Genomic DNA, 16,498 nt, shown 5'->3' on the forward strand with positions numbered 1-16,498 from the left:
CGCGGGCGACGGCCCGACGCCCGACGCAGCGACGCCCGACGCAGCGACGGCCGACGCGGCGACGGCCCGACGGGGAGAACCCGGCCGCCCTAAGCTGACCGTGCAGGCGAACGGGAGGCGACACCATGCAGGCGCTGCTCGCTGAGGATCCACCCACCATCGGCGCGTACCGGCTGCTGCGACGGCTCGGTGCGGGCGGCATGGGGCGCGTCTATCTGGGGCGCAGCGCCGGCGGCCGTACGGTCGCGGTGAAGGTCGTGCACCCGCACTTCGCTGCGGACGAGCAGTTCCGGGCCCGCTTCCGGCGCGAGATCGCGGCGGCGCGGCGGGTTGGCGGCGGCTGGACCGCGCCGGTGCTGGACGCCGACCCCGATGCCTCCGTCCCCTGGGTCGCGACCGGTTACGTGGCAGGGCCGTCCCTCTCCCAGGCCGTCGCCGACTTCGGGCCGCTGCCCGAGCCGACGGTACGGGCGTTGGGCGCGGGCCTCGCGGAGGCGCTGGCCGCCGTGCACGCGCTCGACCTCGTCCACCGGGACGTCAAGCCGTCCAATGTGCTGCTGGCCCTGGACGGCCCCCGGCTCATCGACTTCGGCATCGCCCGCGCCACCGACGGCACCGCCTCGCTCACCGCCACCGGCGTCTCCATCGGCTCGCCCGGCTATATGTCGCCCGAGCAGATCCTGGGCAAGGCCGTCGGCGGCCCCGCCGACGTCTTCTCGCTGGGCGCGGTGCTGGCGTACGCGGTGCTGGGCGAGGCCCCCTTCCCCGGCGACAACTCGGCGTCGCTCCTTTACAAGGTGGTGCACGAGGAGCCCCGGCTCGGCCCGGAACTCAGCGGCGAGCTGCGGACGTTGATCGTCTCCTGCCTCGCCAAGTCACCGGGCGCCCGGCCCACCCCGGCCGAGATCGCGCGCCGGCTCGCACCGGCGGACGACGGGGGCGCGCAGGCCCTCATACGCTCCGGCTGGCTGCCGGGTCCGCTGGTACGGCAGGTCAGCCTGCGGGCGGTCGAACTCCTGGACCTGGACTCGGATCCGGTTCTGGACTCGGGGCCGGTCCTCGGCTCCGGTCCGGCGCTGGGCTCCGATCCGGTCCGGGGCGCGGGCTCTGCCTCAGCCGCGGATGCCGGCGCCGGAGACCTCGTCTCCGGCGCGGTGAGCATCCCGGAACAGGGGGCCTTCGGGCCGCCCGACCCGTCGTACGGAGGCGGCGGCCCGCTCAGCGGCGGCAGCAGCGGCGGCAGCGGCGGCAGCTCGTTCAGCGCCGGCGGCGGTACGGGCGCGGACCGGCCCGGCAGCCCGCTCCAGCCGGGAACGCCGCCGCCCGCCGTCTCCGGGCTCGTCCCCTTCGACCGGCCGCCGCAGCCCCAGTGGCCCACGGCGGAGCGGGAGGACCGCCCGCCCGGGACCAGCCCGCCGAAGGAACGCAGCATCGGGCTGGCCGCCGCCATCGGCGACAAGGACCGGCCGCGCCGGCTGAGCTGCACCCTGGTGCTGTCCGTCGCGGGCGCGCTGGCCGCCGCGACGACCGCCGCGCTCGTCTTCAACCTGATGCCGGGCGGCGGGGCCAAGGGAGACCAGACGTCCGCCGGAGCCAAGCCGAGCCCCTCGGCGTCGCCTCCGGCAGCCGGGGACGGCGCGGCCCGGGCGGCGGTGCCGAAGGCGTTCGTCGGAACGTGGCAGGGCGCGATCACCGGCTCCGGCATGCCGCTCGGGACGATGAAGGTGACGCTGCGCAAGGGCGCCGTCGGCGACCGGATCGGCACCGCGGGGCAGACGGACATCCTCGGCAACTTCATCTGCGAGGACATCCTCACGGTGACCCGCGCCACCGAGAACGAACTGATCGTGGATACGAAGAAGGGCCCGAAGAGCAAGAGCGTGTGCACCGAGGCGTCCAAGAACCTGCACCTCAAGCTCCAGGACGGCAAGCTGCGTTACGTCTCCGAGGACGAAGGAGCGGGCCGGCCGACAGGGCTGCTGTCGCCGACCGGCGGCTGACGGCGGCGGCGTACGGGAAATGCCTGACGGGAGGCCGCGGCGCAGCGCAGCCCGCCGCCGCGCCGAGCGGCCCGTACACCGCAGCGCCCGTCCCGCAGCCGCCCCGACCCGTCCGCCCCCTGCCGCCCCCGCTGCCGTCGGACCTCTGGCGTACGCTGGATCGGTCCGTACAACCCCCTCCGAAAGGGACGCCTCCGGTGACCGAGCAGACCGACCTTCAGTCCGTCCTCGACCGCGCCGCTGAGGGCGGCCGGATCACTCCGGAGGAGGCTCTCGACCTGTACCGGTCCGCCCCGCTGCACGCGCTGGGCGCTGCGGCCGACGCGGTGCGCCGCCGCCGCTACGCCGGGACCGAGCACATCGCGACGTACATCATCGAGCGGAACATCAACTACACGAACTCATGCGTGACCGCGTGCAAGTTCTGCGCCTTCTACGCCCCGCCCAAGAGCGACAAGGTGTGGACCCGCGACCTCGACGACATCCTGCGCCGCTGCGAGGAGACCGTCGCGCTGGGCGGCACCCAGATCATGTTCCAGGGCGGCCACCACCCGGACTACGGCGTCGAGTACTACGAGGAGCACTTCTCGGCGATCAAGAAGGCGTACCCGCAGCTGGTGATCCACTCGCTCGGCGCCTCCGAGATCGAGCACATGTCGCGGATCTCCGGCGTGAGCGCCGAGGACGCGATCCGCCGCATCCACACCGCCGGCCTCGACTCCTTCGCGGGCGCGGGCGCCGAGATGCTCCCCGAGCGTCCGCGCACCGCCATCGCGCCGCTCAAGGAGTCCGGCGAGCGCTGGCTGGAGATCATGGAGATCGCGCACAAGCTGGGCGTCGAGTCGACCTCCACCATGCTGATGGGCACCGGCGAGACCAACGCCGAGCGGATCGAGCACCTGAGCATGATCCGGGACGTCCAGGACCGTACGGGCGGCTTCCGCGCCTTCATCCCGTACACCTACCAGCCCGAGAACAACAAGCTGCGCGGCCAGACGCACGCCACGCTCTTCGAGTACCTGCGGCTGATCGCCCTCTCGCGGATCTTCTTCGACAACATCGCCCACATCCAGGGCTCCTGGCTCACCACCGGCAAGGAGGTCGGCCAGCTCTCGCTGCACTACGGGGCGGACGACCTCGGGTCGATCATGCTGGAGGAGAACGTCGTCTCCTCGGCGGGCGCGAAGCACCGCTCGAACCGGATGGAGATCATCCAGCTGATCCGTTCGGCCGGCCGCGTTCCGGCGCAGCGCGCGACCACGTACGAGCACCTGCTCGTCCACGACGACCCGGCGAACGACCCGGTCGACGACAAGGTCTTCTCGCACTTGTCCTCGACGGCGATCGAGGGCGGGACGGCGCATCCTGAGCTGAAGCTCATCGACGCGGGCTGACGCTTCCTTCGGCCGCGCTGTCCTCAATCGCCGGACGGGCTAAATTTTTAGCCCGTTGGGGGCGCCTCCCGGCCGAAGGCTGGGGGAGATTGAGGACACCCGACCACCGGGCAGCTGGATCAACCGTTGCGGTCACCGAACTCCCCGCGTGCGAGCATCACCGCATGTTCACGATCCACGCCGCGCCGCACCTTCGGCTCACCCTCGACCCCGTCGGCCAAGACGACCCCGCTGAGGGGGCCGTGGCCGTGTCGGGGGACCGGATCGCCGCCGTCGGCCCGCTCGCCGAGTTGCTGGCGAGCCACCCCGGCGCTCGCGTACGGCAGTGGCGCGGGACGCTCGGCCCGGGGCTCGTACACGACGCGCCCGTGCCGCCCGCCGACAGCCCGCGTGAACGGATTCACGCACTGCTGCGCCTCGGTGCGACAGCCGTCACGGCGGCCCATGTCGCGGACGACCCGGAGCTGCGGGCCGCGGCGGCCCGTAACGGGATCGTCGTACTGGACCGGCCCCGGCCGCCCGCGCTGGTGACGGCCGGGCGGGCCGACCTCGCCGTCTTCAGCGACGAGGGCGACTGCATCGCCACCGTGCTCGCGGGCCGTCTGGTGCACCGTCGTGCGTGACCCGGCCGCGCCCGCCCGACGGGCGGCGCGCGCGACCCGCCGGGACACCCCCGTGCGGTCCCGCCGCCCCGCGCGGTGAACAATGGGCGGGTGACCCGAGCCTCTCTGGACAAGCAGCCGCACGAAGTCGCCGCGATGTTCGACGACGTGGCGGCGAACTACGACCTCACCAACGACGTGCTGTCGCTCGGCCAGGCCCGGCTCTGGCGCAAGGCCGTGGCGCGAGCGGTCGCCGCCCGCCCCGCCGAGCGTGTACTCGACCTCGCCGCCGGTACGGGGACCTCCTCGCTGCCCTTCGCCGCCGCCGGCGCGTACGTCGTCCCCTGTGACTTCTCCATCGGGATGCTGCGCGAGGGCAAGAAGCGGCACCCGCGGCTGCCGCTGACCGCGGGGGACGCCACGAAGCTGCCCTTCGCGGACGAGGTGTTCGACGCGGTCACGATCTCCTTCGGGCTGCGCAACGTGCATGACACCGACGCGGCCCTGCGCGAGCTGCTGCGGGTCACCAAGCCCGGCGGGCGCGTGGTGATCTGCGAGTTCAGCCAGCCCACTTGGGCGCCGTTCCGCACCGTCTACACCGAGTACCTGATGCGCGCGCTGCCGCCGGTCGCCACCGCCGTGAGCAGCAACCCGGACGCGTACGTCTACCTCGCGGAGTCCATCCGCTCCTGGCCCGACCAGCCCGCGCTGGCCGGGCGGCTGCAAGGGGCGGGCTGGTCGAAGGTCGCCTGGCGCAACCTCACCGGCGGCATCGTCGCACTGCACCGGGGGACCAAGCCCACGGGCTGATCGCCGGCCGTACGGGGACGGGGCGGGACGGGGCCAGGCGGTACGGGCCGACCGTGCCCGGACAACGCGGCCATAAGGCCGCAAGGTCACAAACCGGCCTCGTGTGCTACGAGTTCATGGGAACCGCGGCGGTGGTGGGTGCAGTCTGTACACCCGCCAGTGCAATTCGAGCCGCGGAGCGTCCCCATGTCCTCGTCCTGTCCGCACTGTGGTTCTTCCTCTCCTTCCGAGGCGCGCTTCTGCATGGACTGCGGGCGCGTACGGCAGGAGCCCCGCCAGACCGACGCGACCGCCGACGCGACCGCCGACGCGACGACCGGGCTGCCGGCTGACCCGGCGACAGAGTCGCCCACCGGCCTTTCCGACCCCGAACCCACGCCCGTACCCACGCCCGCACCCGCACCCGTCCCGACTCCCACCTTCGTCCCGACCAGGCCCCCGAGGCCTGCCGCGCCCCCGCCCCCTGGCCCGGTGCCGGCAGCCGCCCGCGCTCTCCGCTCCGCACCCATCGCCTCTCCACCCGTCGCCACGCCCACCCCGGTCCCCGCCGCGGCCCGGCCGGAGCCCGACAGTCGGCGCGTGTTGCTGTGGGTCGCGGTTTCGCTGGCCGCCTTCCTCATCGGCGGGGTGGCGACCGGCGGAGTGCTGCTGATGAACAAGGACGACGACGGCAAGCGCGGCGACACCGTCGCCGCCGCGAGCGAGAAGCCCTCGGCCGACCCGAAGACCGATCCGAAGGCCGGCCCGAAGACCGATCCCGGGGACGACGGCGTGAAGGGCGGCGGCGAGGTCGCCGGAGACCCGGAGTCCAGCCCCACCCCCGAAGCGCGGACCCCCGACGCGAAGCGGGACGAGACGAACCCGGACGGTGCCGACGTACCCGAGGGCTACCGGCTCGTGCACGACCCGGAAGGCTTCTCGCTCGCCGTCTTCGCACCTTGGCAGCGCGAGGCCGCCAACCTCCAGATCGACTACCGGGGCTCGACCGGCAGCTCCTACCTCCGGATCGGCATCGTCAGGAACACCCCGATGACGGCCCGCGCGAACATGCTGCATATGGAGACGATCGCCAGGAAAAACAAGGACGGCTACCAGCGACTGGAGATGACCGAGAACACCTTCGAGGGCAAGCTCGGCTCCCGCTGGGAGTTCACCTGGGAGGAGGAGGACACCGGCCGCACGATGCACGCCGTCGACCAGTCGTACGTGGCCGACGACGGTTCGGAGTACGCGCTGTACTTCCAGGACTGGGACGACTCCTGGACCGAGTCCAGGACGGTCTTCGACACCGCGCTGGACACCTGGTCGCTCGACTGACCCGCGACAGGCGGCAGCCGGCGGGGACAGGAGGCGGCCGGCCTGCGGCTGACCGGCCACCGAGCGGCCACCGAGCGGCCACCGACCGCCCACGGACCGCCCACCGACCGCCCACGGACCGCCCACCGACCGCCCACGGACCGCCCACCGACCGCCCACGGACCGCCCACCGACCGCCCACGGACCGCCCACCGACCAGTACCGAACCGGCCCCGACCCCGCACAAGGGCAGCCCTCCCCGGACCCCGCCATACGGCTGCATAGACTGCTTCTGTCCCGTGCCAGGTGCGACCAGCACATAGCTGCACATAGATATCGAGTCTTCGGGAGACCCCGCCGTGACCGAGACCGACACCGCGAAAAGCGTCGACTCCGAGCGCAGCCTGTCCGAGTACAGGGCCGATGTCATCGTCGTCGGGGCCGGTCCCGCCGGCTCCACCACCGCGTACTACCTGGCCAAGGCCGGGCTCGACGTCCTGCTGCTGGAGAAGACCGCTTTCCCGCGCGAGAAGGTGTGCGGCGACGGGCTGACCCCGCGTGCCACCAAGCAGCTCGTCTCGATGGGGATCGACATCTCCGAAGAGGCGGGCTGGCTGCGGAACAAGGGCCTGCGCATCATCGGCGGCGGCTCCCGGCTCCAGCTCGACTGGCCGGAGCTCGCCGCCTACCCGAACTACGGACTCGTCCGCAAGCGCGACGACTTCGACGAGCAGCTCGCCCGGCAGGCCCAGAAGGGCGGCGCCCGGCTCTACGAGCGCTGCAACGTCGGCGCGCCCGTCATCGACGACCGCAGCGGCCGCATCACCGGCGTGCACGCGAAGCTCGGCGAGGAGAAGACCCCGGTCACCTTCCACGCGCCGCTCGTCGTCGCCGCCGACGGCAACTCCACCCGGCTCTCGCTCGCCATGGGCCTGCACCGCCGCGAGGACCGCCCGATGGGCGTGGCCGTACGGACGTACTTCACCTCGCCCCGGCACGACGACGACTACCTCGAATCCTGGCTGGAGCTCTGGGACCGGCGCGGCGCGGAGGACCGGCTGCTGCCCGGCTACGGCTGGATCTTCGGCATGGGCGACGGCACGAGCAACGTCGGCCTCGGCATCCTCAACAGCAGCAGCGCCTTCAAGGAGCTGGACTGGCGCGAGGTGCTCAAGGCGTGGTGCGCCTCGATGCCCGCGGACTGGGGCTACACCCCGGAGAACATGACCATGCCGATCCGGGGCGCGGCGCTGCCGATGGCCTTCAACCGGCAGCCGCACTACACCAAGGGCCTGCTGCTGGTCGGCGACGCGGGCGGCATGGTGAACCCGTTCAACGGCGAGGGCATCGCCTACGCGATGGAGTCGGGCCAGATCGCGGCGGACGTCATCGTCCAGGCGCAGGCCCGGCAGACCCCGGCCCAGCGCGAGCTGGCGCTCCAGGGCTACCCGAAGGTGCTCAAGGAGACCTACGGCGGCTACTACAGCCTGGGCCGCGCCTTCGTGAAGCTCATCGGCAACCCGAAGGTCATGCAGATCGCGACCCAGCGCGGCCTCACCCACCCGGTGCTGATGAAGTTCACGCTCAAGATGCTCGCCAACCTCACGGAGCCGACCGGCGGCGACGCGATGGACCGGATCATCAACGGGCTGAGCAAGGTCGCGCCGAACTCGTGACGGCCGGGCGATAGCGCGTACGTACGCACCACAACGACGAGGCCGCCACCGGAATCCCGGTGGCGGCCTCGTCGTTGTTCAGCGCTGGTCGATCCGTGCTGATCGATCCGTGCCGGCCGTCCACGAAGGACGGCAGGTCCGCGAGCCCCAGAAGGACTACAGAACGCGCGTCGCCGAAGTCGGCGGCCAGTCGCTCAGGCTCTGCTTGACGACGCCCTTGCTCGGGTTGGCCGCGTCGATGTACTGCCCGCCGCCGACGTAGACGGCCACGTGGTACGCGCTGCCGACGCCGCCCCAGAAGAGCAGGTCGCCCGGCTGCAGGGAGTCGAGGGAGACCTGGGTGCCGGTCGACGACTGGTCCTGCGAGACGCGGGGGAGGTCGATGCCCGCCGTGCGGAACGCGGCCTGGGTGAGGCCGGAGCAGTCGTACGCGGCGCTGCCGGTGGCGCCCATCACGTACGGCTTGCCGACCTGGGCCTCAAGGAAGCTGATGATGGAGGCGGCGCTGCCGGTGGCGCTGGAAGACGCTGAGGAGCCCGCGGAGGCCGGAGCGGAGGCTGAGGACAGCGAGGTGCGCTCGGAGGAGCGAGAAGCCCGCTCACGCGCTTCCTCGGCCTTGGCTTCCTTGGCTTCCTTGGCCTTCTTCGCGGCTGCGGACTTGCGCTCGGCCTCGGCCTTGCGCTCCGCCTCCTGCTTCGCCTTCTTGGCACTGGCCTGAGCCTGGTCGGCGGCCGAGTCCTGCTGGGCGCGCAGCTCATAGGTGAGCGCGGCCTGCTGGGTGGCGTCGGCCGACTGCTCGGCGGTGTCCGAGAGCGTGGCGCTGACGGTGGGCATTTCGAGCGTTTCGGAGACGGCCTCATGGGCGGACGCGGGGGACGCCGCACCGGTCACCGCGAGGGTGCTGAGGACGCCACCGGCAACGCCCGTGCGGAGTACCCACGTCGAAGCGGTACGGCGGGGCTTCCGGCGGCTGGGTATCTGAGCGGTCTGGGGCATGGCACAACGGCTATCAGGAGCGGACGGTTGCGTTCAACTAAAGTGACCTGCGACACAGTTGACGTGCACACGGCAGAAATGGGGGCCCTTCGACCCTGCCAAGGCCGGCCGGGGGGTGCCCGAATTTCGCGATCATGTGCCTACGCATGGCTTTTGAGGCTTGGCGTGGCTCCTGGGGGCGCCTACCACCTTCGCACTGCCCCGGCCAAGGTTGTACGGCGGGGGCCGGGTTTCTCGGCGGATTCGCGTGGGATAGCTCACTGCCTCAGGGCGCTTGAGAGCCCCACTGGTGAATCGGCGGTCCCGCTCGTAAATCCAGGGCCCGGCGGAGGTGTCACGCGTGTGGGTGGCGTCGCCCTATCAGGCCGTTCCGTCCATCGCCAATTTGCGTGCACAGACCACGGCTTGATAGTGCCGCACGCCTCCCACCAGCGACGACACCCTTGAATGTCACCTCGCGTGACCGCCCGGCCGCTTCACGTGTCAAGATCACTGCCCATCCGGCTTCATGATCGTTCACCAGGTGGTGGAGATCACAAAGACGCAGTCCCATCCCGTGTCGCAGATCACAGGGCGACAGGCATAAGATGCAGGCGGTTCGGGCTTGTGAACTGCCTCACATAGAAGTGATCTTCGTGCGGCGGGCACTCGTCCGACGTGGTCCGCCAGCCAGTCAATGCCGACTGAAGGGAGCAAGGACGGTGAACGCCTACGCGCCCATCCTTGTACTGGGTGCCCTCGGGGCAGGCTTTGCGATCTTCTCCGTCGTCATGGCCTCGATCATCGGCCCAAAGCGCTACAACCGCGCCAAATTGGAAGCCTACGAGTGCGGCATCGAGCCCACACCGCAGCCGGAAGGCGGCGGTCGCTTCCCGATCAAGTACTACCTGACAGCGATGCTCTTCATCGTCTTCGACATCGAGATCGTCTTCCTCTATCCCTGGGCGGTCACCTTCGACTCCCTGGGGCTTTTCGGGCTCGTGGAGATGCTCCTCTTCGTGCTTACCGTCTTCGTCGCCTACGCCTATGTATGGCGTCGTGGCGGCCTGGAATGGGACTAGGGGCCACACATGGGCATTGAAGAAAAGCTCCCGAGCGGATTCCTGCTGACGACGGTCGAGAACGCCGCGGGCTGGGTGCGCAAGTCGTCGGTCTTCCCGGCGACGTTCGGCCTCGCCTGCTGCGCCATCGAGATGATGACGACCGGCGCGGGCCGGTACGACCTCGCGCGGTTCGGCATGGAGGTCTTCCGCGGTTCGCCGCGGCAGGCGGATCTGATGATCGTCGCCGGCCGGGTGAGCCAGAAGATGGCGCCGGTCCTGCGGCAGGTCTATGACCAGATGCCGAACCCCAAGTGGGTCATCTCGATGGGCGTCTGCGCGTCATCGGGCGGCATGTTCAACAACTACGCGATCGTGCAGGGCGTTGACCACATCGTCCCGGTCGATATTTATCTGCCCGGCTGTCCGCCGCGTCCCGAGATGCTGCTGGACGCGATTCTCAAGCTGCACGAGAAGATCCAGGGCGAAAAGCTCGGGGTCAACCGCGTCGAGGCGGCCCGCGAGGCCGAGGCCGCCGCGATGAAGGCGCTCCCCACCATCGACATGCCGCTCGTCCCCGGAAAGCGAGGGTCGCTGCGATGAGTGACGACAGCAAGCAGAACGACAGTAATAAGGGCAACGCCACTAATAAGGGCGATGGCAAGCGGAGCGCTGGCAACGGCGGCAGCGCGGGCGACGCCGGCACCGCCGCCCCGGACTCCGGGCTCCCCGGCCAGCGCGACACCGGCGAGGCCATCGGCACCCGCCGGGGCATGTTCGGCGCTGACAACGGCGGCGACACCTCCGGCTACGGCGGCCTGATCCGCACCGTCACCCTCCCCGGCGCCGCCAACCGCCCCTACGGCGGCTGGTTCGACGAGGTGGCCGACGAGCTGGAAGGCGCTCTGGAGGAGCAGGGGCTCGTCCCCGGCAACGTCATCGAGAAGACCGTCGTGGACCGCGACGAGCTGACCTTCCACATCGAGCGGCAGTACCTCCCGCAGGCCGCCCAGACCCTGCGGGACGACCCGGCGCTGCGCTTCGAGCTGTGTACGGGCGTCAGCGCCGTGCACTTCCTGGGCGACAAGGGCCGCGAGCTGCACGCCGTCTACCACCTGCGCTCGATCACCCACAACCGGCTGATCCGGCTGGAGGTGAGCGCCCCCGACGCCGACCCGCACATCCCGTCGATCGTCATGGTCTATCCGACCAACGACTGGCACGAGCGCGAGGTCTACGACTTCTTCGGCCTCGTCTTCGACGGCCACCCGGCACTGACGCGGATCATGATGCCGGACGACTGGCAGGGCTTCCCGCAGCGCAAGGACTATCCCCTCGGCGGCATCCCCGTCGAGTACAAGGGCGCCCAGATCCCGGCTCCGGACCAGCGGAGGTCGTACTCCTGATGAGCACTTCACAAGCCCACCCCTCCGCGCCCAAGGCACCGCGCGAGACGACCGAGGGCAAGGTCTACACCGTCACCGGCGGCGACTGGGACGAGGTGGCCCAGGCCGCGGCCAGGTCCGACGACGAGCGGATCGTCGTCAACATGGGCCCCCAGCACCCGTCCACCCACGGTGTGCTCCGGCTGATCCTGGAGATCGACGGCGAGACGGTCACCGAGGCCCGCTGCGGCATCGGCTACCTGCACACCGGCATCGAGAAGAACCTCGAATACCGCAACTGGACGCAGGGCACCACCTTCGTCACGCGCATGGACTACCTCATGCCGTTCTTCAACGAAGCGGCGTACTGCATGGCCGTGGAGAAGCTGCTCGGCATCACCGAGCAGATCCCGGAGCGCGCGGAGACCATCCGCGTGCTGCTGATGGAGCTGAACCGGATCTCCTCGCACCTCGTGGCCATCGCCACCGGCGGTATGGAGCTCGGCGCCACCACGATCATGATCTACGGATTCCGGGACCGCGAAATGGTGCTGGACATCTTCGAGCTGATCACCGGGCTGCGGATGAACCACGCGTACATCCGCCCCGGCGGGCTCTCCCAGGACCTGCCGCCCGGCGCCGTCGACCTGATCGGCACCTTCATCAAGAAGATGCGCAAGGCGCTGCCGGAGTACGACAAGCTCGCCACCGGCAACCCCATCTTCAAGGCCCGGATGCAGAACGTCGGCTACCTCGACCTGGCCGGCTGCATGGCGCTCGGCGCCACAGGACCGATCCTGCGCGCCGCCGGCCTGCCGCACGACCTGCGCAAGGCGCAGCCGTACTGCGGCTACGAGAACTACGACTTCGAGGTGCCGACCGCCGACACCTGCGACAGCTACGGCCGCTTCCTGGTCCGCCTGGAGGAGATGCGGCAGTCGCTGCGGATCGTCGAGCAGTGCCTGGACCGGCTGCGTCCCGGACCGGTGATGGTCGCCGACAAGAAGATCGCCTGGCCCGCCCAGCTCGCGCTGGGCCCGGACGGTCTGGGCAACTCCCTCGACCACATCAAGCAGATCATGGGCACCTCGATGGAGTCCCTGATCCACCACTTCAAGCTGGTCACCGAGGGCTTCCGGGTCCCGGCCGGACAGACCTACACGGCCGTGGAGTCGCCCAAGGGCGAGCTGGGGGTGCACGCCGTCAGCGACGGCGGCACCCGTCCCTACCGGGTGCACTTCCGCGACCCGTCGTTCACCAACCTGCAAGCCATGGCCGCGATGTGCGAGGGCGGCCAGGTCGCCGACGTCATCGTCGCAGTGGCGTCCATCGACCCCGTCATGGGAGGCGTCGACCGATGAGGGACGTCAGCTTGGGGATGCCGCAACTCCCCGCCCCCGACTTCCCGGCCGAGGTACGCGGCCGGCTCGAAGCGGACGCCCAGGAGGTGATCGCCCGCTACCCCGACAGCCGCTCCGCGCTGCTGCCGCTGCTGCACCTCGTACAGTCCGAGGAAGGGCACGTCACCCGCACCGGCGTCCGGTTCTGCGCCGAAGTGCTCGGCCTCACCACGGCGGAAGTCACCGCGGTCTCGACCTTCTACACGATGTACCGGCGCAAGCCCTCCGGCGACTACCAGGTCGGGGTGTGCACCAACACCCTGTGCGCGGTGATGGGCGGCGACGCCATCTTCGACGCGCTCAAGGAGCACCTGGACGTCGGCAACGACGAGACCACCGCGGACGGCAAGGTCACGCTGGAGCACATCGAGTGCAACGCGGCCTGCGACTTCGCGCCCGTCGTGATGGTCAACTGGGAGTTCTTCGACAACCAGACCGTCGCGTCCGCCAAGCGGCTCGTCGACGACCTGCGCGCCGGTGAGGGCCCGACCATCGAGCCGACCCGCGGCGCTCCGCTGTGCACCTACCAGGAGACCGCCCGCATCCTGGCCGGCTTCCCCGACGAGCGCCCCGGCGCCGTCGCGGCCACCGGCGGCGCGGGCCACGCCTCCCTGGTGGGGCTGCGGCTGGCCAGGGGCGAGGCCGCCCCCGGCCGCGTCGTCGCACCGCGCGCGGCGCCGGCCGGCGAGCCGAAGGACACTCCCGGCGGCCAGGCTCCGCCGACCCACCCCAGCTCGCACGACGCCCCGCAGCAGACCTCGGCGTCCGATCCCGACCACCCGGCCGGTCCCACTGCCGAGGAGGGTGAGTGATGACCGTGGCCGCTCACATGAACAAGAACGAGAACGACACCGGCCCGGAGAAGCTGCTCACGCCCGTCCTCTCGGAGTTCTGGGACCAGCCCGACTCCTGGACGCTGGAGACCTACCGGCGGCACGACGGCTACCAGGGGCTGCGCAAGGCGCTCGCGATGGACCCCGACGACGTCATCGCCTATGTGAAGGCGGCGGGGCTGCGGGGCCGCGGCGGCGCGGGCTTCCCCACCGGCATGAAGTGGCAGTTCATCCCGCAGGGCGACGGCAAGCCGCACTACCTCGTCGTCAACGCCGACGAGTCGGAGCCCGGGACCTGCAAGGACATCCCGCTGCTCTTCGCCAACCCGCACTCGCTCATCGAAGGCATGGTGATCGCCTGCCACGCGATCCGCTCCCACCACGCCTTCATCTACCTGCGCGGCGAGACCGTGCCGGTGCTGCGCCGGCTGCACGAGGCCGTACGCGAAGCCCGCGAGGCTGGGTATATCGGGCCCGACGCGCTCGGCAGCGGCCTCGACCTGGAGATCACCGTGCACGCGGGCGCCGGCGCCTACATCTGCGGTGAGGAGACGGCGCTGCTCGACTCGCTCGAAGGCCGCCGCGGCCAGCCCCGGCTGCGACCGCCCTTCCCGGCCGTCGCCGGCCTCTACGCCTGCCCCACCGTGGTGAACAACGTCGAGTCCATCGCCTCGGTGCCCGCGATCCTGCACCGCGGCAAGGAGTGGTTCCGCTCGATGGGCAGCGAGAAGTCCCCGGGCTTCACGCTCTACTCACTGAGCGGGCACGTCGTCAACCCCGGCCAGTACGAGGCCCCGCTGGGCATCACGCTCCGGCAGATCCTCGACATGAGCGGCGGCATCCGACCCGGCCACCGGCTCAAGTTCTGGACGCCGGGCGGCTCCTCGACCCCGATGTTCACCGACGAGCACCTCGACGTCCCCCTCGACTACGAGGGCGTCGGCGCGGCCGGCTCGATGCTCGGCACCAAGGCGCTCCAGTGCTTCGACGAGACGACCTGTGTGGTGCGGGCCGTCACCCGCTGGACCGAGTTCTACGCCCACGAGTCCTGCGGCAAGTGCACTCCCTGCCGCGAAGGAACCTACTGGCTCGTCCAGTTGCTGCGCGACATCGAAGCCGGCAAGGGCACCATGAACGACCTCGACAAGCTCAACGACATCGCGGACACCATCAACGGCAAGTCGTTCTGCGCCCTGGGCGACGGCGCGGCCAGCCCGATCTTCTCCTCGCTCAAGTACTTCCGCGCGGAGTACGAGCAGCACGTCACCGGCAAGGGCTGCCCCTTCGACCCGGCCGCGTCCACCGTCTGGGCCGACGGCCCGAACCCCGCTCACCTGGAGGTGAACGCATGACAGTCACCACGAGCGCTCCCTCCGGAGGTGGCGCGGCGGCGGTGCCGCCCGAAGACCTCGTGTCGCTCACGATCGACGGCATCGAGATCTCGGTCCCCAAGGGGACCCTGGTCATCCGCGCCGCCGAACTGCTCGGCATCGAGATCCCGCGCTTCTGCGACCACCCGCTGCTCGACCCGGCCGGCGCCTGCCGGCAGTGCATCGTCGAAGTGGAGGGCCAGCGCAAGCCGATGGCCTCCTGCACCATCACCTGCACCGACGGCATGGTGGTCAAGTCGCAGATCACCTCGCCCGTCGCCGAGAAGGCCCAGCGCGGGGTGATGGAGCTGCTGCTCATCAACCACCCGCTGGACTGCCCGGTCTGCGACAAGGGCGGCGAGTGCCCGCTGCAGAACCAGGCGATGTCGGCGGGCCAGGCGGACAGCCGCTTCGAGGGTCTCAAGCGGACCTTCGAGAAGCCGGTGCCGATCTCCCCGCAGGTGCTGCTGGACCGCGAGCGCTGTGTGCTGTGCGCGCGGTGCACCCGGTTCTCCAACCAGATCGCCGGCGACCCGATGATCGAGCTGCTGGAGCGCGGCGCGCTCCAGCAGGTGGGCATCGGCGAGGGCGACCCCTTCGAGTCGTACTTCTCCGGCAACACCATCCAGATCTGCCCGGTCGGCGCGCTCACCTCGGCCGCCTACCGGTTCCGCTCCCGCCCGTTCGACCTGGTGTCCTCGCCGAGCGTGTGCGAGCACTGCTCAGGCGGCTGCGCGACCCGTACCGACCACCGGCGCGGCAAGGTCATGCGCCGGCTGGCGGCCGACGACCCGGAGGTCAACGAGGAGTGGGTCTGCGACAAGGGCCGCTTCGGCTTCCGCTACGCGCAGCGCCCCGACCGGCTCTCGCACCCGCTGGTGCGCAACGCCGAGAGCGGTGAGCTGGAGACCGCGAGCTGGCCGGAGGCGCTGGCAGCCGCTGCCGCCGGACTCGCCGGGGCGCGCGGCAGGACCGGTGTCCTCACCGGTGGCCGGCTGACCGTCGAGGACGCGTACGCGTACGCCAAGTTCGCCCGGGTCGCCCTCGACACCAACGACATCGACTTCCGCGCCCGGCTGCACAGCGGCGAGGAGGCCGACTTCCTGGCCTCCCGGGTCGCCGGTCGCGGCCGGGACCTGGACGGCGCCGGGCTGACCAACACGACGCTGGAGAAGGCCCCGGCCGTCCTGCTCGTCGGCTTCGAGGCGGAGGAGGAGGCCCCCGGCGTCTTCCTGCGGCTGCGCAAGGCCCACCGGGTGCACGGCCAGCGCACCTTCGCGCTCGCCACGCACGCGACCCGCGGCCTTGCGAAGGCCGGCGGCACGCTGCTGCCCGCCGCCCCCGGGACCGAGACCGAGTGGCTGGACGCGCTCGCGGCCGGCAGCGGCCTCGAAGGGGACGGCCGCCTCGCGGCGGACGCGCTGCGGACCGCCGGCTCGGTGATCATCGTCGGCGAGCGACTGGCCGCGGTGCCGGGCGCGCTGACCGCCGCCGTACGGGCCGCGAGCGCGACCGGCGCGGAGCTGGTGTGGATTCCGCGCCGCGCGGGCGAGCGGGGCGCCATCGAGGCGGGGGCCCTGCCGGGGCTGCTGCCCGGCGGCCGGCCCGGCACCGACCCGCGGGCCCGCGACGAGGTCGCCGCGGCCTGGGGCCTGGCCGAACTCCCGCACCGGCACGGCCGCGACACCGGCCAGAT

14 protein-coding genes are annotated in these 16,498 nt (G+C 71.0%); 13 read left to right on the forward strand and 1 reads right to left on the reverse strand.

Translation table 11 applies throughout. The features are described from left to right. Positions 1 to 125 precede the first annotated feature (125 nt). From QMK28_RS12095 to QMK28_RS12120, 6 genes are all read left to right on the forward strand, one after another. Complete coding sequence (locus tag QMK28_RS12095; protein ID WP_326437092.1) at positions 126 to 2,000, forward strand: serine/threonine protein kinase; 1,875 nt, start codon at positions 126 to 128, stop codon at positions 1,998 to 2,000. 197 nt (positions 2,001 to 2,197) lie between these two features. Further along, positions 2,198 to 3,394 carry a cyclic dehypoxanthinyl futalosine synthase gene (gene mqnC / locus QMK28_RS12100; RefSeq protein WP_326437093.1) on the forward strand — a complete coding sequence of 399 codons (1,197 nt, stop codon included), beginning with the start codon at positions 2,198 to 2,200 and terminating at the stop codon, positions 3,392 to 3,394. A gap of 164 nt (positions 3,395 to 3,558) precedes the next feature. Then, positions 3,559 to 4,017 (forward strand): imidazolonepropionase-like domain-containing protein, encoded by a 459-nt coding sequence (locus QMK28_RS12105; protein ID WP_326437094.1) that lies wholly within the window; start codon positions 3,559 to 3,561, stop codon positions 4,015 to 4,017. A 90-nt stretch (positions 4,018 to 4,107) separates the two neighbouring features. Beyond that, complete coding sequence (locus QMK28_RS12110) at positions 4,108 to 4,806, forward strand: demethylmenaquinone methyltransferase (RefSeq protein WP_326437095.1); 699 nt, start codon at positions 4,108 to 4,110, stop codon at positions 4,804 to 4,806. 579 nt (positions 4,807 to 5,385) lie between these two features. Continuing rightward, the gene (locus QMK28_RS12115; RefSeq protein ID WP_326437096.1) at positions 5,386 to 6,123 is read left to right on the forward strand and encodes a hypothetical protein; all 738 of its coding nucleotides are present in this window, start codon (positions 5,386 to 5,388) and stop codon (positions 6,121 to 6,123) included. A 338-nt stretch (positions 6,124 to 6,461) separates the two neighbouring features. Next, positions 6,462 to 7,778: a geranylgeranyl reductase family protein gene (locus QMK28_RS12120; protein ID WP_326437097.1), complete on the forward strand. Its 1,317-nt coding sequence runs from the start codon at positions 6,462 to 6,464 to the stop codon at positions 7,776 to 7,778. A gap of 156 nt (positions 7,779 to 7,934) precedes the next feature. Here the strand turns inward: QMK28_RS12120 and QMK28_RS12125 are convergent, their stop codons facing one another. After that, complete coding sequence (locus tag QMK28_RS12125; protein WP_326437098.1) at positions 7,935 to 8,774, reverse strand: C40 family peptidase; 840 nt, start codon at positions 8,772 to 8,774, stop codon at positions 7,935 to 7,937. Between the two features lie 701 nt (positions 8,775 to 9,475). On the opposite strand from QMK28_RS12125, the gene QMK28_RS12130 reads away from it, so the two are divergent. The 7 genes from QMK28_RS12130 to QMK28_RS12160 form a co-directional block, all read left to right on the forward strand. Beyond that, positions 9,476 to 9,835 (forward strand): NADH-quinone oxidoreductase subunit A, encoded by a 360-nt coding sequence (locus tag QMK28_RS12130; RefSeq protein ID WP_326437099.1) that lies wholly within the window; start codon positions 9,476 to 9,478, stop codon positions 9,833 to 9,835. Between the two features lie 9 nt (positions 9,836 to 9,844). Next, complete coding sequence (locus QMK28_RS12135; RefSeq protein WP_326437100.1) at positions 9,845 to 10,417, forward strand: NuoB/complex I 20 kDa subunit family protein; 573 nt, start codon at positions 9,845 to 9,847, stop codon at positions 10,415 to 10,417. After that, on the forward strand, positions 10,414 to 11,220 hold the full coding sequence (locus QMK28_RS12140) for an NADH-quinone oxidoreductase subunit C (RefSeq protein WP_326437101.1): 807 nt from the start codon (positions 10,414 to 10,416) through the stop codon (positions 11,218 to 11,220). Before QMK28_RS12135 ends, QMK28_RS12140 begins: the two co-directional genes overlap by 4 nt. Continuing rightward, the gene (locus QMK28_RS12145; protein WP_326437102.1) at positions 11,220 to 12,560 is read left to right on the forward strand and encodes an NADH-quinone oxidoreductase subunit D; all 1,341 of its coding nucleotides are present in this window, start codon (positions 11,220 to 11,222) and stop codon (positions 12,558 to 12,560) included. Before QMK28_RS12140 ends, QMK28_RS12145 begins: the two co-directional genes overlap by 1 nt. Further along, positions 12,557 to 13,411, forward strand: coding sequence for an NADH-quinone oxidoreductase subunit NuoE (gene nuoE / locus QMK28_RS12150; protein ID WP_326437103.1), 855 nt, complete (start codon positions 12,557 to 12,559; stop codon positions 13,409 to 13,411). Before QMK28_RS12145 ends, nuoE begins: the two co-directional genes overlap by 4 nt. Further along, a complete protein-coding gene (nuoF, locus tag QMK28_RS12155; protein WP_326437104.1) occupies positions 13,411 to 14,784 on the forward strand; it encodes an NADH-quinone oxidoreductase subunit NuoF in 1,374 nt (457 codons plus the stop codon). Before nuoE ends, nuoF begins: the two co-directional genes overlap by 1 nt. Further along, positions 14,781 to 16,498, forward strand: a 1,718-nt coding sequence (locus tag QMK28_RS12160) for an NADH-quinone oxidoreductase subunit G (RefSeq protein ID WP_326437105.1), incomplete at its 3' end; no start/stop codon positions are given. The genes nuoF and QMK28_RS12160, both read left to right, overlap by 4 nt.

This window comes from Streptomyces sp. H27-D2, from assembly GCF_035828615.1.
Classification (GTDB): domain Bacteria; phylum Actinomycetota; class Actinomycetes; order Streptomycetales; family Streptomycetaceae; genus Streptomyces.